This is a genomic window from Corynebacterium sp. ACRQJ, assembly GCF_022346045.1.
Taxonomy (GTDB): domain Bacteria; phylum Actinomycetota; class Actinomycetes; order Mycobacteriales; family Mycobacteriaceae; genus Corynebacterium; species Corynebacterium evansiae.
On sequence record NZ_JAKRMT010000002.1, the window covers coordinates 63815 to 83398 of the forward strand.

Here is a 19584-nt window from a genome sequence, read left to right on the forward strand (position 1 = left end):
GGCTCCTTGTGAAGCTTGGCGTCTCAGGCTCCTTGTGAAGCTTGGAATGTCGCTAGAACGGGAATACGTCGGCGCCGGTGCTGGTTCTCAAAAATCCAAAACCCTCTGACCTGCACTTATGCAGTAATAAAAATTGTGCCCACTAACGCATTCTCGTTCTAGCGACATTTGTGGTTATGGAATCCCGGTTTGGCGACATCTGCGGGCGCGGAGTCCTTTCTCGGCAACACTTTGGGGTTCTCGCGGGAGGCGGAAAGGGTGCCAGAGGGCTTAAATGTCGGAAAAGTTGCAAAACGTTCTGACGGGCTCTGGCGGGCGAGTTGTAAAAACTCCCTGACCAGCACTTTTGCTGTAGTGGAAAATGGTGTCAATAACGTTCTGCAAGATTTCCGACATTTAGGCATGCGGAAAGCTATTTAGGGCATGCAAAAGGGGATTTAGGGCACGCGGGGAGGGGGCGAGCTGGTGCCAAGGGGCTAGTGGCAGGGGCGGTTCAGCTCCTGGGGGCACCAGTGCTGTGTGGCCAGTGCGCCGGTGCCGTGTAGCTGGTGCGCCAGCGCCGTGTGGTCAGCACGGGAGGCCGGGGTGTGGCGTATTTGTGGAACTATTCTGGCTGGTCAGCGACCTCGACGTTGTAGTGAACGTCGTTGCCATCGACCTTGTCTGCGGTGACGTCAACACTGTACGTCTCACCGGAATCGTGCAGCTTGCACTCAATCTTCGCACCCTCTTCCGCCTTCAGGCCGCTGGGGCATTCAATACGCTCTGGCTTGCGGCCAACCTCCTCCTCCAGGGAATCGGAGATGCCCTTCTCCACGTCCTCCTGGGCGACCTCCTTTCCGCCGAGCAGGGAGCAAGCGCTCAGGCCGGTGACGGCCAGTGCGCCGGTCAGAAAAGCGGCGCCGAGGCGCTTGGAAAAGTAGGCGGAGCGGGCGGAGTCAGCGGAAGTGCGGATGTTCTTCATGTAGGGCAGTCTCTTTCTCTCGTTCATGGCTGGTGTCTCGCTGTTATGCCTCATTAGGCATCCGGGGTATGGAATGTCGCCCCTTGGCGAAATGTTCCCCAGCGTGCAGTACGCTGCACAGTTCGAACTTAACCGATGCTGAGTGTGTTTGCCCGGGAAACGCAGGCGTCAATAATAAGGTGCGATAAAATGCCCAGAGCAACAGAGCACACACAGCACAAAGAGAACAGATAGAGAACAGAAGAGGGAGCCTCCATGGACTTTACGGTCTTTGACCTGCTGATGGATGTCGGCATGATTTCGGTACTGCTGATCATCGGCACGTTCATGAGGCGCCACTTCGAATGGTTCCGCAACCTCCTGATCCCCGCGCCGATCACAGCGGGCCTGCTCGCGCTGCTCCTCGGGCCCGAAGTGCTGGGCCTGCTGCCGTTCTCCGGCGCACTGGGTGATTACTCCACTTTGCTGATCGCCGTGGTGTTCGCCTCCATGCCGTACAGCATGACCTTCGCCTCCAACGATGCCTCGAAGGCGAAGAACATGTGGGGCTTTTCCACCTCCATGTTCCTCGGCCAGTGGGGCATCTTTATGCTGCTTGGCCTGCTGGTTTTCGCGCCGATTTTCGATACTCCAGAGTGGTTCGGCATGATGCTGCCCGTCGGTTTCGTCGGTGGGTTCGGCACTGCCGCGGCCGTTGGTGGCGCCTTTGGGGATATTGGTGCGGACGCCGCCATGTCCCTGGGCTTTACTTCCGCGACCGTCGGCACGCTAGCCGCGATCATTGGTGGAATTATCTTCGCGAACTGGGGTATCCGCACCGGCCGTACTTCCACCCTGCCGGAGAAGCTGCCGTGGGAGCTGCGCTCGGGCCAAATCGAGGACGAGGCCAAGCAGCCCTCCATCGGTAAGGCCACCACGAACCCGTCGTCGATTGAGCCCCTGGCTCTGCACGCCGGCTTCATTGCCGTGACCGTGATGTTCGCTTACATCGCGCAGCAGATTATCGGCCACTTCTTCCCGGCGGTATCGGTGCCGCTGTTCGCTCTGGCTTTCGTGGTGGGCATTGGCGGCAAGGTTTTCCTGCACGTCATCAAGCGCCCGAAGTACCTGGACCAGCAGACGGTGAAGTCGATCTCCGGTGCGTCGACGGACTTCATGATTGCCTTCGGTATCGCCTCCATTAAGCCGGATGCGGTGGCGAGCTACCTGGTTCCGCTAGCGATCCTGTTCGTGCTGGGTATTGCGTACTGCTGCCTGTTCTTCTTCGTCTTCGCGCCGATGTTCTTCGGTGATAAGTGGCTGGAGCGCGGCATCTTCGGCTGGGGCTGGGCTACCGCCGCTGTGGCTACCGGTATTGCGCTGCTGAAGATCGTGGACCCGGATCTGAAGTCCGGCACGATGAACGAGTACGGCATGGCCTACGTGGGCTATGCGCCGATCGAGATTGGTATGAACATCCTCGCCCCGATTGCGGTGATAGCCGGCTTGACCTGGGGTATCGGCGGCATAGCGACGGTTGCTGCGGTGGGCATTATCGTCTTCGCTGCAGTGCGGGGTTGGTTCCCAGAGAGAACAGGGAAACGGCCGGGCAAGGGGAAACGCTCCGGCAAGGCGGCCGCGGCGGGATAGCGTGCGCAACATCGGCGGGATAGCGTGCGCAACATTGGCGGGCGCGAGGTTCTAGACTAAGCAACTATGAGCAACTCTTCTGCCCAACAGCAGCCCGCCAGCCCCTTCGTCTCCGGTGAGGAGATGCTGGAGGCTTTCCAGCGGGGCGAACGCATGACCGTGATCGACTCGCACTGGGCGCGCACCGAAAACAGCGCCTGGGAGGCATACGTGGGGCAGCACATCCCCGGTGCCATGTTCTGTAACCCCCTGATGCACCTGGCTTCTATCCCGTCCCGCCACAAGGGCCGCAACCCTCTTCCCGAGCCGGAGCGCCTGCAGAAAAGCTTCGACGATTGGGGCATTACGGATGGTCGCCCTGTTTATATTTATGACGCCGGCGCCAACCTCTATGCGGCTCGCGCATGGTTCATTTTCCGTTGGGCAGGTGTGCAGAATGTCCGCATCCTGGACGGCGGCACCAAGTCTTGGGAAGCCGCGGGCGGCGACGTTGCCGGCGGTATCGGAGCACTGCGCGGCCGGGGCAACGTGGAGGTTCGTCCGGGCAGCATGCCGACCCTCGACCTCGAGGAAGTGGAGCAGTGGCGCGAGGAGCGCATCCTGGTGGATGCCCGCGAGCCCTCCCGCTATTCCGGCCGCAAGGAGCGCTTCGACCACCAGGCGGGCCGTATCCCCGGGGCCATCAACATCCCGGTCAAGGAGCTCTTCAACAACCACAGCGAGCGCGACAGCAGCGCCAGCGGCCGCGTGAAAACTCCGGAGGAGATCCGGCAGATCCTCGCCGATAATGGTGTGACCAGCGGTGACGACGTGTGCGTGTACTCCGGCTCTGGCCTGCACTCTTCGCTGTTTATCGCCGCGATGGAATACGCGGGCCTGCCGGGCGCGAAAAACTTTGTGGGAGGTTGGTCCCAATGGTCCGCTTCCGCCTCGCGCCCCATCGAGCGCGACTAAACTGCGGGAGTATGGATCCCAACTTCTCCCTGGATCCCCGTAGGCCTGGCCAGCAGCGCGAAGTGACCGCACAGAACCACTCTGCGACGTTTCCCGTTGTGACCCCGCTGGCGGGGACAGCCGTAAGCCTCGATTCCGTCCCCGACCCGATCCTCGCCACCGGCACCATCGGCGCCGGTGTGGCAGTGATCCCCGATGCGGGCGTGGAGGTCGTACAGATCCTCGCGCCCATCGGGGGAGTGATGAAGCGCGTGGCGCCGAACATGTTTTTGATCCAGACGCAGCCCGCGCCTGGAGGTTCTCACGCGGAGATAATGGCCGACCAGCCGTCGATTTTCATGCAGTTGGGGGTGGATACTGGGCGACTTAACGGCCAGGGATTCGACGTGCACGTCCAGGAGGGCGACCTGGTGCGTCAGGGAACTCCCGTGTGCACGTACGCTCCCCGGGAGTTGGGCCGGATGGGGTTCGATCCGGTGGTGATGGTGTTGGGGTTGCAGATGGGGGCGTCAGAAATAAAGCTAGACGTGTTCTCCGGCGAGCCTGTGATGGGCGGCGACAACCTGTTCTGGGTGTAAAGGGGGTGCGTGCGCAATGACGCGGAGGATCTTTAGCATCATGTCGGTGGTCGGCATGATTCTGGCGCTATCGCGGGTGGTGGAGATTTTCACGCCGCAGCAGCTGCAGAGTATCGCCGGGGTTTATTTTGTGGTGCTGACTGTGCTTCAGGTGTGGCCGCTGGTGGCCACGCAGCGCAATAGTTATGGGCACAGGCGGCACCCCGTGAACCGCCTGTACACGCTGATGAGCAGCATCGGGCTCGTTGGTACGGCGCTGCTGGCGATGGTGTTTTATGTGAATTCGGCGTTGTGGTTGATTGTTGTCGCGGGGATGCTGATGATCATGGGGATTGTCGGTGCGGCGGTACTGGCACTGTTCGCCGCGCCGTGGGACGACTGGTCCACCCGCCGCGGGCGCGATGTCGACGACGAGCTTTTCCTGCGCGACGACGAGCCCGTGGAGGACGTTTGGGACAAGAGCTTCCGGACTTAATTCGGACTTAAGCGGCGCGGGGCCGGCGCTGGGCGGGCGCGTGCCTATAACCCGTGCTTCCGGTTGATCAGCCAGTGCATTGTCGCGGTCGGCAGCACGCGCGAAAGCGGGAAGACCACCGGCGCCATCGAGCCGGTCGCGTACAGCGGCTTGGGCCGGGTGGCGGTGATGGGCTTTAGGATTTCCTCGGCCACGCGCTCGGCGGAGATGCCGTTGGCCTCGTTGTTATCCAGGTTCGTCAGCATGGTGGTGAACTCCGCGCCGTAGAGGCCTTGCAAGTCCACGTACTTCGTGCGCCGCGTGGATAGTCCGGTGTTGATGGAGCCGGGTTCCACCACGGACATGCCCACTCCGAATGGCTGGACCTCGCGCCGGGCGGCGAAGGCGAATCCCTTGATCGCGGCCTTCGAGGCGACGTAGCTGCTGCGGTAGGCCAGCGGGAAGCTGCCCAGCATGGAGCCGACCATCACGATGCGCCCGGCCCCTTGTTGCCGCATTGTCGGAAGGATTTTCTTTGTGACGCCCACTTGTCCCAGAACGTTGATCTCAAACAGACGGTGCAGGGCATCGTCGGGGAGCTCCTCTAGGGGGCCGGATTGGCTTTCGCCCGCGTTGTTCACCAGTACGGTCGGAGGGCCGAGGGCGAGGGCGCGGGTGGCGAACTCGTCGATGCTGGCGGGGTCTTCGAGGTCGAGGGGGAGGTATTCCACCCCGTCGATGGGGTCGGTGATGTTGTCGGGGTTGCGGCTGGTGCCGATGATGCGGTCGGGGGCGGAAGTGCCTGCGCCGGCCTTGAGCTCCGTGAGGGCGGCTACGGTTGCCCGGCCGATGCCGGAGGAGGCGCCGGTAACTATGGCCACTCCGCCTTTGACGGCGGGCAGCGGGCGGGAAGGGGAGGGGAGAATGCTGGAAAGTTTTGCCATGCTTATTATTTTGGCTGCTGGAGTGGGGGTATGCGGACGGAATGAGATTTTTCGCATTGTCCGGATTCTTTAGTGATCCGTCGCACTACGGCTATGATGTGGGAGAAAACTGCATACATTTTTGCCGCTTTTAGCTGTGGTGGGAGAGGCTCGGCGCTTGTCACGCGCCGGCCGCCGACGGAGCAATTCCTCCCCGGGACACTCTCAGGCCCCAAGTACCGTCACAGTGAGGCAACTCTGGAAAGACCTGCGCGCAGTCGTGTGCACGCGGGCGCCGAAGGAGAAAAGCCGGGTAGACCGGGTGAAGCTCTCAGGCACAAGCGACAGAGTGGGGAGGGCTCCTTTTAACGACCGTGCACTTACGACCGGAAAGTCCCTATAAAGCCATGTCTTCTGCAGCTACTCGCCGTAACTCAGCCCCCTTCGTTCAGCGCCACATCGGCCCGAACCAGGCCGATACCCAGGAGATCCTCGATTACCTGGGCTACGAATCTTCCGTCGCGCTGGCCGACGATGCCCTTCCGAAGTCCATCCGCCAGGCTGGCCCGATCGGCCTGCCGGAGGCGCTGGACGAGACGGACACCCTGGCCACCCTGCGCGCTTACGCTGACAAGAACGTGCAAAAGCAGCAGCTGATCGGCAATGGTTACTTCGACACGATCACCCCGGCCGTGATCCGCCGCAACGTGGTGGAGAACCCGGGCTGGTACACCGCTTACACCCCCTACCAGCCGGAGATTTCCCAGGGCCGCCTCGAGGCTCTGCTGAACTTCCAGACGATGGTGCAGGATCTGACCGGCCTGCCAGTGGCTGGTGCTTCGCTGCTGGACGAGGCCACCGCCGTGGCCGAGGCCGTGCAGCTGATGGCTCGCGGCAATGCGAAGGCCGCCAAGAAGGGCGGCGTGGTGCTGCTGGATTCCTCCCTGCACCAGCAGTCCATCACCGTCACCCTGGCGCGCGCCGAGGCTGCGGGTATTCCGGTGGAGGTCGTGGACCTGAATGACGAGGACGGCGCCGGTGAGAGTGCTGCCGCGGCGTTCGAGGGCCGCGAGAACCTCGTCGGCGTGGTGCTTTCCAACCCCGGCTCTACCGGTCGCATGCGCGACCTGTCCGGCCTGATCTCCGCGGCGAAGGAGACCGGCGCCTTGGTGACGGTTGCCTGTGATCTGCTGGCTCAGGTTCTGGTGACCTCCCCGGGCTCTCAGGGCGCGGACATCGCCGTCGGTTCCGCCCAGCGCTTCGGCGTGCCGCTGTTCTTCGGTGGCCCGCACGCGGGCTTCATCTCCTGCACCGAAGCTCTGCAGCGTAAGCTGCCGGGCCGCATCGTGGGTGTATCCGTGGACTCCGAGGGCACTCCGGCCTACCGCCTGGCTCTGCAGACCCGTGAGCAGCACATTCGCCGTGATAAGGCCACCAGTAACATCTGTACCGCCCAGGCTCTGTTGGCTGTCGTCGCCGGTTTCTATGCGGTCTGGCACGGCCCGGCTGGTCTGCGCGCCATCGCTGAGGGCGTGCACGCCCGTGCGACCGCCCTGGCCGTTGCCCTGTCCGAGGCTGGCCTGACGCTGGCGCACGATACTTTCTTCGACACCGTCACCGTTGACGTGTCTGGTTCTTCTCTTGGGGACGCCCCCACGGCTCTGCGCGCCGCAGCCGAGGCAGGCTACAACTTGCGCCAGGTTAACGATTCCTTCGTCGGCATCTCTGTCGGCGAGTCCACCACGGATGGGGACATCGCCAAGCTGATCGAGGTGCTGGGCTCCCGCACCGGTGAGGTCAACTCCGCGGGCTTCGATGTCACCGCCGGCCCGCTGGGCGAGGCCGGCGTACTGCGCGCGGATGACGAGGAGATCCTGACCCACCCGATCTTCACCGCCATCACCTCCGAGACCCAGATGATGCGCTACATGCGCAAGCTGGCCGACCGCGACCTGGCGCTGGATCGCACGATGATCCCGCTGGGCTCCTGCACCATGAAGCTGAACGCGGCTTCCTCCATGGAACCGATCACCTGGCCTGGCTTCGCAGGCATCCACCCGCACGTCCCGGCCGAGCAGGCGCAGGGCTGGCTGGAGCTCATCGAGGACCTGGAAGAGCGCTTGGCGAAGATCACCGGCTACGCCAAGGTTTCCGTCCAGCCGAACGCGGGCTCCCAGGGCGAGTTTGCCGGCCTGCTGGCGATCCACCGCTACCACCAGTCCCGCGGCGATGATCAGCGCGACATCGTGTTGATCCCGGCCTCCGCGCACGGTACCAACGCTGCCTCTGCGGCTCTGGCGGGCCTGAAGGTCGTGGCCGTGAAGAACGCCGAGGACGGCTCCATCGACGTGCCGGACCTGGAGGCCAAGCTGGAAAAGTACGGCGAGCAGACCGCCGCCATCATGCTGACCTATCCCTCCACCCACGGCGTGTTCGAGGAGCAGGTGCGCGACGTCTGCCAGAAGGTCCACGACGCTGGCGGCCAGGTCTACGTCGACGGCGCTAACCTGAACGCCCTGGTCGGCCTGGCCCAGCCGGGCGAGTTCGGTGGTGATGTGTCCCACCTGAACCTGCACAAGACCTTCACCATCCCGCACGGCGGTGGCGGCCCGGGTGTGGGCCCGGTGTGCGTGGCAGAGCACCTGATCCCGTTCCTGCCGACTGACCCGAACGCCGACGTCGCCGAGGGCGACGCCGCACTGCAGACCGGCCAGCCGGTCTCCGGCGCACAGTACGGCTCCGCTGGCGTGCTGCCGATCACCTGGTCCTACATCGCCCAGATGGGTGACGAGGGCCTGACCGAGGCCTCCCGCATGGCCCTGGTGAACGCCAACTACGTTTCCCGCAAGCTGGAAGACTACTTCCCGACGCTGTACAAGGGCGACACCGGCCTGGTGGCTCACGAGTGCATCCTGGACCTGCGCGAGCTAACGAAGGCCTCCGGCATCACCGCCGAAGACGTCTCCAAGCGCCTGATGGATTTCGGCTTCCACGCCCCGACCCTGGCCTTCCCGGTCGCCGGCACCCTGATGATGGAGCCCACCGAGTCGGAGGACAAGGCAGAGCTGGACCGCTTCATCGAAGCGATGATCACCATCCACGGGGAGATCCAGGAAGTTATCGACGGCAAGGTCACCGCCGAGCAGTCCGTTCTGCGCCACGCGCCGTTTACCGCCTATTCTGTTGTGCGGGACGACTTCGAGGAAGCTGTATCCGGTGGTCACTTCAGCCGTGCCAAGGCCGCATACCCGGTGGCTAGCCTGCGACACACCAAGTACTTCACCCCCGTGCGTCGTATCGACAACGCCTATGGCGACCGCAATCTCGTGTGCACCTGCCCGCCCCTGGAAGACTTCGCAATTAACGAGGATTAGGGTCCGCTGGGGCTAAGGGCGTCACAAAGAGAAGAAGGAGAACAAGACATGACCGAACTTAAGAAGACCGCGCTGCACCTGGTGCACGAGAAGCTGGGCGCGCGATTTACCGACTTCGGCGGCTGGGACATGCCTCTGAAGTACAGCAGTGAGCTGGACGAGCACCACGCTGTACGCAACGCCGTGGGTGTATTCGACCTCTCCCACATGGGTGAGGTTCGCGTGACCGGCCCGCAGGCGGCGGAGTTCCTGGACCACGCGCTGATTTCCAAGCTGTCGGCCGTGAAGATCGGCAAGGCGAAGTACTCGATGATCTGCACCGAATCCGGCGGCATCATCGACGACCTGATCACCTACCGCCTGGGCGAGAACGAGTTCCTGATCGTGCCGAACGCGGGCAACGTGGACAACGTGGTTTCCGCGTTGCAGGGCCGCACCGAGGGCTTCGACGTGGAGGTTAAGAACGAATCCGATGCGACCTCCATGATCGCCGTGCAGGGGCCGAAGGCCGCGCAGGCGATGCTGGAGATCGTGGAGAACGTGGTGGATGCACCCGAGGCATCCGGCGCGGGCGAGACCGTTGCCGAGGCTATTGAGGGCCTGGGCTACTACGCCGCATTCCAGGGCGTTGCTGCAGGTCAGCCCGTGCTGGTGGCCCGCACCGGCTACACCGGCGAGGACGGCTTCGAGTTGATCGTGGCCAACGACGGCGCGGAGATCGTGTGGACCAAGGCCATGGATCAGGCCGGGCAGCTGGGTGGCCTGCCGTGTGGCCTGGCCTGCCGCGACACCCTGCGCCTGGAGGCCGGCATGCCGCTGTACGGCAACGAGCTGTCGCTGAAGCTCACCCCGGTCGACGCTGGTCTGGGCATTCTTGCGGCGACGAAGTCGAAGGACTCTTTCGTTGGTCGTGACGCCATCGTTTCCGCCAAGGAAAAGGGTACCCAGCAGGTGCTTATCGGGCTGGCGGGCGAAGGTCGCCGCGCTGCCCGTGGGGGATACGAGGTGTTCGCGGGAGAGGGCGAGAAGGCCATTGGTGCCGTGACCTCCGGTGCGCTGTCGCCGACGCTGGGCCACCCGGTGGCTCTGGCGTATGTTGCGAAGTCCGCGGTTTCCTCCGGCGCGGCTGCCGAGGGCGCGACCGTGGAGGTGGACATCCGCGGCAAGCGCTTCGAATACAAGGTCGTGGCGCTGCCGTTCTACTCCCGCGAGAAGTAACGAGCGAGCGCAAGAAAGCGTAAGTAACGCAAAAGGGTTGTCTGCCCGCTGGTGTAAGGTTTGGGCAGGCAACCACAGAAGTAGCCACACAAGGTTTCACAAGAGAGGCTTAAGAACAATGACTGCACTGCCAACCGATTTCCTGTACTCCGAGGAGCACGAGTGGGTTAACACCTCCGCCGTCGTGGAGGGCGAGACCGTGCGCGTGGGCATTACCCACATTGCCGCTGAGGCGCTGGGCGACATCGTGTTCGTCGAGCTGCCGGAGGTTGGCTCCGAGGTCGAGGCCGGCGAGGCTTTCGGCGAGGTTGAGTCCACCAAGTCCGTTTCCGACATCTACGCACCGGTTTCCGGCGAGATCGTGGCTGTGAACGAGGCGCTGGAGGACAACGCTGGCCTGATCAACGAGGATCCCTACGGTGAGGGCTGGCTGTACGAGGTCAAGGTGACCGAGGCTGGCGAGCTGATGGACGCTGAGGCTTACCAGGCGGCTAACGAGTAAAACAAGACCCTATGGTCGGTTCCATGTTCGCGTTAATCCTCGGCTTGGCCCTGTTGGGCCTTGCCGTGTGGTTACTCCTGCGCGCAAAAGATAGCGACGCAACCGGCGCCGACGGAGCCGACGGAGCCGACGGAAACGAGGGGAACCGCGGGTACGGCGAGTACAGCGGGTATAACGGGGGCTGGTCCACGGATGAGGGCTATGAGGATGGCAGCTTCGAGGGCGACTCCGAGGGGGAGCCTGAGGGCAACGAATGGCTCGAGGATGAAGACGGCGAGTGGTCCGAGGCGGACGACGAAGAATGGTCCGCAGCCTGGGAAGGTCCGCAATTCGACTCGTGGTCCGAGGGTGACGATGAGTACGGGGAAGAGTACGGCTACGAAGACGAGCCAGGCGAATATACCGCCGAATACCCGGCCGATGCGCCTGCGTCTGCGCCCGCGTCAGCAATGGCGGCTTTCGGTTTTCCCCGGAGGCGGCGTCGCCAATGGGCGGCCGATAACGGCTTCGAGTACACGAAGGAAGACGGCGAGGTCGCGCGCGACTGGCCCATCGCCATCCTGGGGGATCAGCGGCGTGGCGTGCCGACGCTGCGCGAGGTCGTCAGTGGCTTCGTCGACGGGCACCAAGTGCACATCGGCGACGTGGGATCGTCCACGCTGATGGCGATGCGCCGGGTGGAGGAATCCCCAGTTCAGGTGCTGTATTCCGCTGATGGTGCGCAGCCCCCTGGCATGCGCCGCACCGACCTGTTGGACCAGCCCCCGTTCGCCGCATACACCACCGACGTCCGCGCGCTGGACCGCATGCTGGACGCCCGTGTGGAGGACTCCCTGGCCGCACTGTCGCAGGTCGCCCGCGACGTGGCATGGGGGCAAAACTGGACGGTCGTGCGGATCTCCCGCAAGCTCGACTTCAATGTGTGGCAGGAGATCCTGCCGCGACTGCGCTCCCTGGTGGATGCCGCGATGGTGCTGCCCCCAGCGCAGACCAGCGCGCCGCTGGAGATGCTCACCGCCGACCAACTGCGCCCCCTGCCCGGCGGCCCGCTGCAGGTGAACACCGCCGACCCGGTGAACCAGGAGGAGATCGAGGAGCAGGCCGCCGAGACTTCCTCCCGCCGCGCGGCCTACCTGCAGGCTGTGCCTGATGGCGCTGCGGATGATGCGGGCGGTGCTGGTAGTGACGCCACCGCCTCCGCCGCCGCAGACTCCAACCTCGCGCAGGACAGCACTGCCCGCGCTGAGGAAGCTGCCGCACACGCGGAAGTTCCGAACCCGGAGCGGCCCGACATCACCCGCCCCGCCGAGCCGGTGACCTTCCCCTCTCGCACGCACACGCGCTGGGAAGGCGGAGACCCGGACAGTTTCAACAGCTTTGCCGTGGGCGACTACGACGACCCCGCGGAGGATGACGACCTCCGCGCGGGACGGCGACGCCGCCGCGACGGAGGCATCCCGCGCCTGGGCGAAGACCCCGAGCACATGAGCTCGCACAATTCGCAATATGCACAGGTCATCCGCGTCGAGGCGGAAGAGGCCACCATTTTCGAGGAGTTCGAGGAGACCAAGTCCACTGCAGTGCGCCTGTCTCCTGTGACGCAGCGTCGGCGGAGCGGTGGGCGTCATCGCGCGCCAGAGGCACGCCACGCCCGCCCTGAACCCATCGAACCGATCGAGTACGAAACCGTCGACGGCGAGGTCGTCGAAGACGACCAGCAATAAGTCCCGCCGGGCACACAACGGCACAGACAAGAAGGAGAAACCGCAATGATCGATGAAGCCAAGAAGCAGCGCCTCGCCGAGCTCGTCAAGGAGCTGGCGGTGGTGCACGGGCGCGTGACCCTGTCCTCCGGCAAGGAGGCCGACTACTACGTCGACCTGCGCCGCGCCACCCTGCACCACGAGGCATCGCCGCTGATCGGCGAGCTGCTGCGCGAACTGACCGCCGACTGGGACTACGCGCACGTCGGCGGACTGACCCTGGGCGCGGACCCGGTGGCGACGGCGATCATGCACGCTGGGTCAGCTGGCGCTGGCGAGGCTGCCGGGCGCACCATCGACGCTTTCGTCGTGCGCAAGGAAGCCAAGAAGCACGGCATGCAGCGCCGCATCGAGGGCCCGGACATTGAGGGCAAGCGGGTGCTGATCGTCGAGGACACGACCACCACGGGCAACTCTCCGCTGACTGCCGTCGCCGCTGCCCGCGAGGCCGGTGCGACCGTCGTTGGCGTGGCCACCGTCGTGGACCGCGCGACCGGCGCTAAGGATGTCATTGAGGCCGAGGGAGTCGAGTACCGCTCTCTGCTGGGGCTGTCCGACCTGGGTCTTTCCTAGGTATTTTTGATGACGCCCACCTCCCCCGAATCACACGATAAACCCGGACCGACGGAGTGGCTGGAGCACCCCCGAGGGGTGCGCAGCTGGGAAGAAGAACACCCCGACCAGCCCCGCCCGACGGATCCGCGCTTCGACCCCGAGCTGCTGGATGCCGGGGACACGCGCAACGTGGTGGATGCCTACCGGTACTGGAAGCAGTCCGCGATCATTGCGGATATTGATACCCGGCGGCACGCGCTGCACATTGCCATTGAGAACTTCGAAAACGACTCGAACATTGGCACCGTCGTGCGCACTGCGAATGCCTTCGCGGTGGACACCGTGCATATCGTAGGGCGGCGGCGCTGGAACCGGCGCGGAGCGATGGTTACCGACCGCTACCAGCACTTACAGCACCATGCGACGGTAGGGGAAGTACTGGAATTCGCCGCCCGGGAGGGGCTAGTTGTGGTGGCAGTGGATAACACCCCGGGATGCGTGCCTCTGGAAACCGCGGAGCTGCCGGAGCGGTGCCTGCTGCTGTTTGGCCAGGAGGGGCCGGGGGTGACCCAGGAGGCGCAAGATGCTGCGCGGATGACGGTTTCTATTGCTCAGTTTGGTTCGACGCGGTCCATTAACGCCGGTGTGGCGGCAGGGATTGCGATGCATGCGTGGATCCGCCAGCACGCCGACCTGTCCCAGGCCTGGTAGTTGCCTGGTTTGGCATCCCGCGTGCTTTTTCGCCCCTCCGTCACCCCGCAAATGTCGTTAGAACACCCCGCAAATGTCGCTAGCGCACCCCGCAGATGTCGTTAGAACGGGAATGCATGGGAATGCTCCGGGCGTTGGGGCTAGGAATTGGGGTCCTGGTGAGCGGAATGTCGCTAGAACGGGAATACGTGGGCGCGCGTAGCGGTCTCCGAAAAATGAAAACGCTCTGACCTGCATGTTTGTGTAGTTGGGAATTATGGTCTTTAACGTATTCCCGATCTAGCGACATTTTCGCGCCATGCAACGGCATTTCCACGCGAGGTAGCGAGATTTGGCTGGCGGGCAGCGGGATTTGGTTGGCGGGTAACGAGATTTGGGCGTTGCGGTGGAGGTTTTGACTGGCGGGCTGCGCGGTCCCGGGGGAGGGCTAGACTGTTCTGCAGAGCGCTACAACCGAGTGAGGTGTGCTGAGTGTTTAATCTTCCCGGCAAGAAGAAGCAGGGTAGCAAGTCGTCGCAGGTAGGAGACATTTCTGCGGCGCCACAGGAATCTGTGGAGGGGGCGGCTGGGCAGTCTGAGGCCGCTGGACGGGCTGGGCAGTCTGAGGCCGACGGACGCGCCGGGCAGGCAGAGGCAGCCGAAGCCTCGGCTGCAGAGCGGGCAGAATCCCCCAATCCCAACCAGGAGCTCATCGAACGCTGGGACCACCGTGCGGACCTCGCCTACCAGGCGGTTTATGAGCGCCACGCCAGCCGCCTCTGGGGCATCCCACGCACCACGCTGGGGGTCATCGCCTGGCCGCCGACCACTCGCGACCGCATGTTCGTCCGCTGGCACTACTGGTGGCAAGCTCATTACATCGACAACCTCATCGATGCCGCCATCCGCCGCCCCACCCACTCCCGGATTTTCGCCATCCGCCGGCACCTCCGTGCCATGCGCATCCGCAACCTCCGCCCCCTGACCGCCAACCACTACTACGACGACAAGGCGTGGCTGGCCCTGGCCTTGCAGCGGGTGGCGAACACTCCGAAGATCCAGGCGAAGCTCGGCACGCCCCGCGAGCTGGAACCCCTGGTGGAGAACATTTTCGAGGGCGTGGATAGCCTCACAGGCGTGCTGCCGTGGCGCACGCAGGAGACTTTCTACAACGTCCCCACTAACGGCCCCGCCGCCATCCTCGCCGCACGTAATGGCGATATCGAGACGGCGGAGCGCCTGATCGACTGGACCTTCGACAATCTCATCAACGAAGACGGCCTGGTCATGGACGGTATCCATATGCGGATGGCCGGCCCGGAGCCCGTCACGGCGGTGCATCCTTATTGCCAGGGGGTGATGCTCGGCGCATGCGTGGAGCTCGCCCTCGCGCGCAGGCGTGCGGCTGGGGTGGAGGACCGCACGGTTTCAGATGTGGGCGTCAAAGAAATAACCCGCATCCATGGCCTGCTCCGCGCGATCGAGGTGCACCTTGCCGACCGCGACGGTGCGCTCAATGCGCGCACTGCGGGTGGTGACGGCGGACTGTTTAATGGCATTCTTGCTCGTTATCTTTCTCTTGTTGTTGAGTGCTTGCCGACGCCAGGTCGGCACGGCACGGAGGCTGTGGCCATTGCCCGGCGGATTGTGTTGGCGACAGCCGAACAGGTGTGGCGCTTCCGCTTGGAGGTTGATGGGCTGCCGGTGTTCTCTGCCGATTGGTCGAAGGATGCGACGATGCCGCAGGCCGGTGGTTTGGTTGGTGCGACGATTGCGGGGGCGGTGGCGAGCTCCGATATTGCGGAGCGGGATCTGTCCGTGCAGCTTTCCGGGTGGATGCTGATGGAGGCGGCGGCGCGTACCATCGCGGCGGAGTGACGCTCGAGTGGTGGGTGAGTAGCGAGAGACGGGTAGACGAGCGGCGAAAGGCAGGGTGTAGGCAGGGCGCGTGGGCATAAGGGGGAGTGCTGGGCGGAGTAACTGCACGGTGTTGAATTTGTGGGCATAATTGTGGGCGGAGACCTACCTGCCCTATTTCAAGGAATTGAAGGAGCATCGAAATGCCTATTGCAACCCCCGACGTCTACCGCGACATGCTGGACAATGCGAAGGAGAACGGCTTCGCATACCCCGCGATTAACTGCACCTCTTCCGAGACCATCAATGCTGCTCTGAAGGGCTTTGCGGATGCGGAGTCCGACGGCATCATCCAGTTCTCCACCGGTGGCGCCCAGTTCGGTTCCGGCCTGGCCGTGAAGAACATGGTTGCAGGTGCGGAGGCCCTGGCTGCGTTTGCTCACCAGGCTGCTAAGCACTACGGCGTGAACGTTGCTCTGCACACCGACCACTGCCAGAAGGAAGTTCTGGACGAGTACGTCCGCCCGCTGATGGAGATCTCCCGCAAGCGCGTGGAGGCCGGCGAGAACCCGCTGTTCCAGTCCCACATGTGGGACGGCTCCGCTATCCCGATCGACGAGAACCTGGAGATTGCTAAGGATCTGCTGGCTGACGCCCAGAAGGCCAACATCATCCTCGAGGTGGAGATCGGCGTTGTCGGTGGCGAGGAAGACGGCGTGGAGGCCAAGGCCGGCGCTAACCTGTACACCACCGAAGAGGACTTCGCTAAGACCGTCGATGCTCTGGGCACCGGCGAGCACGGCCGCTACCTGCTGGCCGCTACCTTCGGCAACGTCCACGGCGTGTACAAGCCGGGCAACGTGAAGCTGCGCCCGGAAGTTCTGGACATGGGCCAGAAGGTTGCAGAGAAGAAGCTGGGACTTTCTGAGGGCTCCAACCCGTTCGACTTCGTCTTCCACGGTGGCTCCGGCTCTGAGAAGGAGAAGATCGAGGAGGCTCTGCGTTACGGCGTGATCAAGATGAACGTGGATACGGACACCCAGTACGCCTTCACCAACCCGGTTGCCCGCCACATGTTCACCAACTTCGACGGCGTGCTGAAGATCGACGGCGAGGTCGGCAACAAGAAGGTTTACGACCCGCGCTCCTACCTGAAGAAGGCTGAGGAGGCCATGTCCGTCCGCGTGGTGGAGGCCTGCAACGACCTGCACTCCGCTGGCACTTCCGTCGCTAAGTAGGTTTCGCTAGCACGATGGCAGAACAGATTCGTCACAGTCGAGACCTCTTCGGCGCGGAGCACCCGGAGGTGCGCCTGCCGCAGGAGCTGGCAAGCTCCATTCCGGTGGAAGGTGCTGCCGGTGCTGGCGGTGGTGCAAGCGCTGCGCAGTCGCGTGAGTCGCTGGAGGCCGCGGTCTCGGAAAATCTGAAGGATTCCGGCGCATGGGCTGCCCTGGCCGAGGTACTGCTGGCCGAAGGTCAGCCCGTTCAGGCCTATGCCTGCGCCCGCACCGGCTACCACCGCGGTCTGGATGCCCTGCGTGGCAACGGTTGGCGGGGCACCGGCCCGGTGCCGTGGAGCCACGAGCCGAACCAGGGTGTGCTGCGAGCCATCGGAGCGCTGGTGCAGACCGCCCGCGCCCTCGGCGAGGACGACGAGGTCGTGCGCTGCCTGAACCTGCTACACGACTGCGACCCGGCGGCAGCCCCAGCCCTGGGGCTGGACGGCTCCGGCAAGAAGGCCGAGTCCAAGCCAATCACCGAACCCGGCGTCACCCCGCCCGCCGAGGGCTAACCCGTGTCTGAACGGAAATGAACCAACGCCGTTCTTTCTCTCTGCCGGCCCCTAGCCACGGGGTGAACCGGAACCTTTGTATCGCCACGCTGGTCGTGGCGATCTTCTGGATGTCCAGCATCCTCTGGCCGGCAAACCCCACGGCCGGCTGGCCTTTCGTGGCCGAAATGCAGGCCAGCGCGTGGGTCGCCGGGGTGCTCGCCGCGGCGGGTATCGGCATCCTCCGCTCGGTACGCCGCGCGGCGCTATGCGCGGTGCTGGCTCTGCTGGCGGTCTTGATCGTCCCGCGCGTACCGGCGCCCAATTTTTCGGACGCCACCAACCCCACCCGCGTATTCTCCCTGAACACCTACTGGGGCAAGGCCGACGATAAGCGGATTGCGCGTGCCATCGATGAGCTTAAACCGGATGTGGTTTTCCTCCTGGAGACGAACGCCGAGGAGGTAAGCAGCGTGGCTGACAAGACCGGCTATCTCCCTATGACCCAGCCGCGCCCTGGCAACGATCGGGCGGATAATGTTGTGGCGCTCGTGTCGGCGTCATATAAAGAGAAAACAGGGGCGCACGGCAACATGGTCCGTGGGCTTACTCGATTCCAGACTCCGCGCGTGAATGCGCCGCTGCACGGCAACAGCGAGTTCGTGGGCGTGCACGCGGTGGCGCCCGCGAAGGACGACCGCCCGGCGTGGGAGCGCGACCTAGCGAACCTCAGCGAGTGGGCGAACTCCCGGCGCCACCTGGTGCTGGCGGGCGACTTCAACGCAACGCGCAGCCACCCGCGCTACCGCGACTTCGAGCTCAGCGACTGCACGGGGCACCTGGCGCATACCCCAACGTGGCCGGCGGTGTTCCCCGTGATTCGGCTGGACCACATCATGACCACCGGCGAGTGCCTGGGCGGCGGCACGAAGCGGATTTTGGGTACTGACCATCTGGCCGTGTGGGCGGACGTAACCACCTAGACTGGCGGGCATGGCAGAACCACAACCGCGGCCCCGGACCGCGAAGGAGATGTGGGGCGAGCCGGCCAACCGCCTGCGCCCCGGAGTGCGCGCTGCAGCCCGGAACCTGCGCCGCATCGCGCCGGTGCAGGGTGCGATCCGCGTGCGGGAGGGGATAGTCTTCGCCATTCAGTGCGCTATCGGCGCGGGGCTGGCGCTGCTCATCGCGGAGCAGATTTTCGACCACCAGCAGGCTTTCTTCGCGCCCATCGCGGCGGTGCTGAGCTTGGGTGTGAGCGCCGGAAAGCGTCTGCGGCGCGGCTTCGAGCTGGTGCTCGGTGCTTCTGTGGGCGTGGGCATCGGCGACCTGGTGATCAGCAACATTGGTAGCGGATACTGGCAGGTCTCCGTGGTGGTGTTGTTCGCCATACTGGTGGCGACGTTCGTGGATAAGTCGGTCTCTGTGGCTTTCCAAGCCGCCAGTTCCGCGGTGCTGGTGGCGACGATCCTGCCGCCGGGGTCTTCTGGTTCGTGGGACCGCATGATCGACGCGCTGATCGGTGGTGTGATCGGCATATTGGTGCTGGCGCTGGTGCCGAACTCCCCGCTGCGCCCGGCTAGGCGGGAGGTCTCCACGCTGATCTCGAAGGCATCGCTGGTACTGGACGATGTGGCGCAGGGGATGGAGGAGCGCGACGCGGCGAAGATTACCAAGGCTCTGGAGATCGCCCGCGGTACCCAGACTTACGTGAATGCTCTGCTGACGAACGTGGGCGGCGGCTCGGAGGTCGTGGCTGTCTCGCCGATCTATTGGACGGCCCGGCGGCATGCGAGGTCGATGAACCGCATCCTGGTGCCCGTGGATAACGTGATGCGCAATACGCGCGTGCTGGCGCGCCGGGCGGAGATCATGATGCTGGATGAGATCGAGCCGCCGGAGGAAATGACCGAGCTGATGCGTGGGATCTCTAACGAGCTGGGCCAGCTGGGCGCTTTGTTCGCCGAGGGCGGCACGCGCGGCACCCGCGACGAGGCGGTGGAGATCCCGGAGATCGTGCGCGCCCTGCAGAAACTCGCCGCGGAGGCGGACCTGGCCATCGCGGATGGCACGGGTTTGTCGGGCACGGTGGTGTTGGCGCAGTGTCGCTCGATTATTGTTGACGCCCTGCAGGTCTGCGGCTATTCGCGTGAGTCGGCTATGGCGTTTCTGCGGCCGACGGTGGATAGGCCGTGGCAGCCGCCGGAGGTGTGGGACGACCTGGAGGAATAGGCGGGGCTACGAGTGGAACTCTTAAAGTGCTGATAGTAGATTCTTAAAGAAGTTGGGGAATTGTTCCCCGCAACGACTTAATGTCGTCTCGCTCTACCTTGAGGTATCTCTTATGATGTT

General features: G+C 64.0%; 17 protein-coding genes and 1 riboswitch. Of the genes, 15 read left to right on the top strand and 2 right to left on the bottom strand.

Going from position 1 to position 19584, the window contains the following annotated elements:
• Positions 1–604: 604 nt before the first annotated feature.
• Complete coding sequence (locus MHX52_RS01710; protein WP_071055897.1) at positions 605–964, bottom strand: DUF4333 domain-containing protein; 360 nt, start codon at positions 962–964, stop codon at positions 605–607.
• Between the two features lie 255 nt (positions 965–1219).
• Between MHX52_RS01710 and MHX52_RS01715 the strand changes: the two genes are divergently transcribed.
• The 4 genes from MHX52_RS01715 (at position 1220) to MHX52_RS01730 (ending at position 4600) form a co-directional block, all read left to right on the top strand.
• Positions 1220–2593, top strand: coding sequence for a sodium/glutamate symporter (locus tag MHX52_RS01715; RefSeq protein WP_049049921.1), 1374 nt, complete (start codon positions 1220–1222; stop codon positions 2591–2593).
• Between the two features lie 66 nt (positions 2594–2659).
• Complete coding sequence (locus MHX52_RS01720; protein WP_239316272.1) at positions 2660–3547, top strand: sulfurtransferase; 888 nt, start codon at positions 2660–2662, stop codon at positions 3545–3547.
• Positions 3548–3558: 11 nt separating this feature from the next.
• The gene (locus MHX52_RS01725; protein WP_239316273.1) at positions 3559–4125 is read left to right on the top strand and encodes a PTS glucose transporter subunit IIA; all 567 of its coding nucleotides are present in this window, start codon (positions 3559–3561) and stop codon (positions 4123–4125) included.
• Between the two features lie 16 nt (positions 4126–4141).
• Positions 4142–4600: a hypothetical protein gene (locus tag MHX52_RS01730; RefSeq protein WP_071055900.1), complete on the top strand. Its 459-nt coding sequence runs from the start codon at positions 4142–4144 to the stop codon at positions 4598–4600.
• 44 nt (positions 4601–4644) lie between these two features.
• Here MHX52_RS01730 and MHX52_RS01735 read toward each other — a convergent pair whose 3' ends face one another.
• Positions 4645–5523 (bottom strand): SDR family oxidoreductase, encoded by an 879-nt coding sequence (locus MHX52_RS01735; RefSeq protein ID WP_239316274.1) that lies wholly within the window; start codon positions 5521–5523, stop codon positions 4645–4647.
• 227 nt (positions 5524–5750) lie between these two features.
• A riboswitch (glycine riboswitch) is annotated at positions 5751–5860 on the top strand.
• A gap of 49 nt (positions 5861–5909) precedes the next feature.
• On the opposite strand from MHX52_RS01735, the gene gcvP reads away from it, so the two are divergent.
• The 11 genes from gcvP (at position 5910) to MHX52_RS01790 (ending at position 19464) form a co-directional block, all read left to right on the top strand.
• Entirely contained in the window at positions 5910–8876 is a 2967-nt protein-coding gene (gene gcvP / locus MHX52_RS01740) for an aminomethyl-transferring glycine dehydrogenase (protein ID WP_239316275.1), read from the top strand.
• A 48-nt stretch (positions 8877–8924) separates the two neighbouring features.
• Entirely contained in the window at positions 8925–10094 is a 1170-nt protein-coding gene (gcvT, locus tag MHX52_RS01745) for a glycine cleavage system aminomethyltransferase GcvT (protein ID WP_239316276.1), read from the top strand.
• 118 nt (positions 10095–10212) lie between these two features.
• Positions 10213–10596 (top strand): glycine cleavage system protein GcvH, encoded by a 384-nt coding sequence (gene gcvH / locus MHX52_RS01750; protein ID WP_035004863.1) that lies wholly within the window; start codon positions 10213–10215, stop codon positions 10594–10596.
• A gap of 23 nt (positions 10597–10619) precedes the next feature.
• Positions 10620–12320, top strand: coding sequence for a hypothetical protein (locus MHX52_RS01755; protein ID WP_239316277.1), 1701 nt, complete (start codon positions 10620–10622; stop codon positions 12318–12320).
• 45 nt (positions 12321–12365) lie between these two features.
• A complete protein-coding gene (gene pyrE, locus MHX52_RS01760) occupies positions 12366–12932 on the top strand; it encodes an orotate phosphoribosyltransferase (RefSeq protein WP_049049915.1) in 567 nt (188 codons plus the stop codon).
• A gap of 9 nt (positions 12933–12941) precedes the next feature.
• Entirely contained in the window at positions 12942–13625 is a 684-nt protein-coding gene (locus MHX52_RS01765) for an RNA methyltransferase (protein ID WP_035009072.1), read from the top strand.
• A 471-nt stretch (positions 13626–14096) separates the two neighbouring features.
• Entirely contained in the window at positions 14097–15482 is a 1386-nt protein-coding gene (locus tag MHX52_RS01770; protein ID WP_239316278.1) for a glycoside hydrolase family 76 protein, read from the top strand.
• Between the two features lie 182 nt (positions 15483–15664).
• Entirely contained in the window at positions 15665–16699 is a 1035-nt protein-coding gene (fbaA, locus tag MHX52_RS01775) for a class II fructose-bisphosphate aldolase (protein ID WP_005297034.1), read from the top strand.
• Positions 16700–16713: 14 nt separating this feature from the next.
• Complete coding sequence (locus tag MHX52_RS01780; protein WP_239316279.1) at positions 16714–17253, top strand: DUF3151 domain-containing protein; 540 nt, start codon at positions 16714–16716, stop codon at positions 17251–17253.
• Between the two features lie 62 nt (positions 17254–17315).
• The gene (locus MHX52_RS01785; protein WP_239316280.1) at positions 17316–18215 is read left to right on the top strand and encodes an endonuclease/exonuclease/phosphatase family protein; all 900 of its coding nucleotides are present in this window, start codon (positions 17316–17318) and stop codon (positions 18213–18215) included.
• A 10-nt stretch (positions 18216–18225) separates the two neighbouring features.
• Positions 18226–19464 (top strand): aromatic acid exporter family protein, encoded by a 1239-nt coding sequence (locus MHX52_RS01790; protein ID WP_239316281.1) that lies wholly within the window; start codon positions 18226–18228, stop codon positions 19462–19464.
• The last annotated feature ends 120 nt before the right edge of the window (positions 19465–19584 follow it).

Coding starts and splice junctions, on each gene's coding strand:
- MHX52_RS01710 (WP_071055897.1), bottom strand. CDS start 964: ATGAAGAACATCCGCACTTCCGCTGACTCCGCCCGCTCCGCCTACTTT.
- MHX52_RS01715 (WP_049049921.1), top strand. CDS start 1,220: ATGGACTTTACGGTCTTTGACCTGCTGATGGATGTCGGCATGATTTCG.
- MHX52_RS01720 (WP_239316272.1), top strand. CDS start 2,660: ATGAGCAACTCTTCTGCCCAACAGCAGCCCGCCAGCCCCTTCGTCTCC.
- MHX52_RS01725 (WP_239316273.1), top strand. CDS start 3,559: ATGGATCCCAACTTCTCCCTGGATCCCCGTAGGCCTGGCCAGCAGCGC.
- MHX52_RS01730 (WP_071055900.1), top strand. CDS start 4,142: ATGACGCGGAGGATCTTTAGCATCATGTCGGTGGTCGGCATGATTCTG.
- MHX52_RS01735 (WP_239316274.1), bottom strand. CDS start 5,523: ATGGCAAAACTTTCCAGCATTCTCCCCTCCCCTTCCCGCCCGCTGCCC.
- gcvP (WP_239316275.1), top strand. CDS start 5,910: ATGTCTTCTGCAGCTACTCGCCGTAACTCAGCCCCCTTCGTTCAGCGC.
- gcvT (WP_239316276.1), top strand. CDS start 8,925: ATGACCGAACTTAAGAAGACCGCGCTGCACCTGGTGCACGAGAAGCTG.
- gcvH (WP_035004863.1), top strand. CDS start 10,213: ATGACTGCACTGCCAACCGATTTCCTGTACTCCGAGGAGCACGAGTGG.
- MHX52_RS01755 (WP_239316277.1), top strand. CDS start 10,620: ATGTTCGCGTTAATCCTCGGCTTGGCCCTGTTGGGCCTTGCCGTGTGG.
- pyrE (WP_049049915.1), top strand. CDS start 12,366: ATGATCGATGAAGCCAAGAAGCAGCGCCTCGCCGAGCTCGTCAAGGAG.
- MHX52_RS01765 (WP_035009072.1), top strand. CDS start 12,942: ATGACGCCCACCTCCCCCGAATCACACGATAAACCCGGACCGACGGAG.
- fbaA (WP_005297034.1), top strand. CDS start 15,665: ATGCCTATTGCAACCCCCGACGTCTACCGCGACATGCTGGACAATGCG.
- MHX52_RS01780 (WP_239316279.1), top strand. CDS start 16,714: ATGGCAGAACAGATTCGTCACAGTCGAGACCTCTTCGGCGCGGAGCAC.
- MHX52_RS01790 (WP_239316281.1), top strand. CDS start 18,226: ATGGCAGAACCACAACCGCGGCCCCGGACCGCGAAGGAGATGTGGGGC.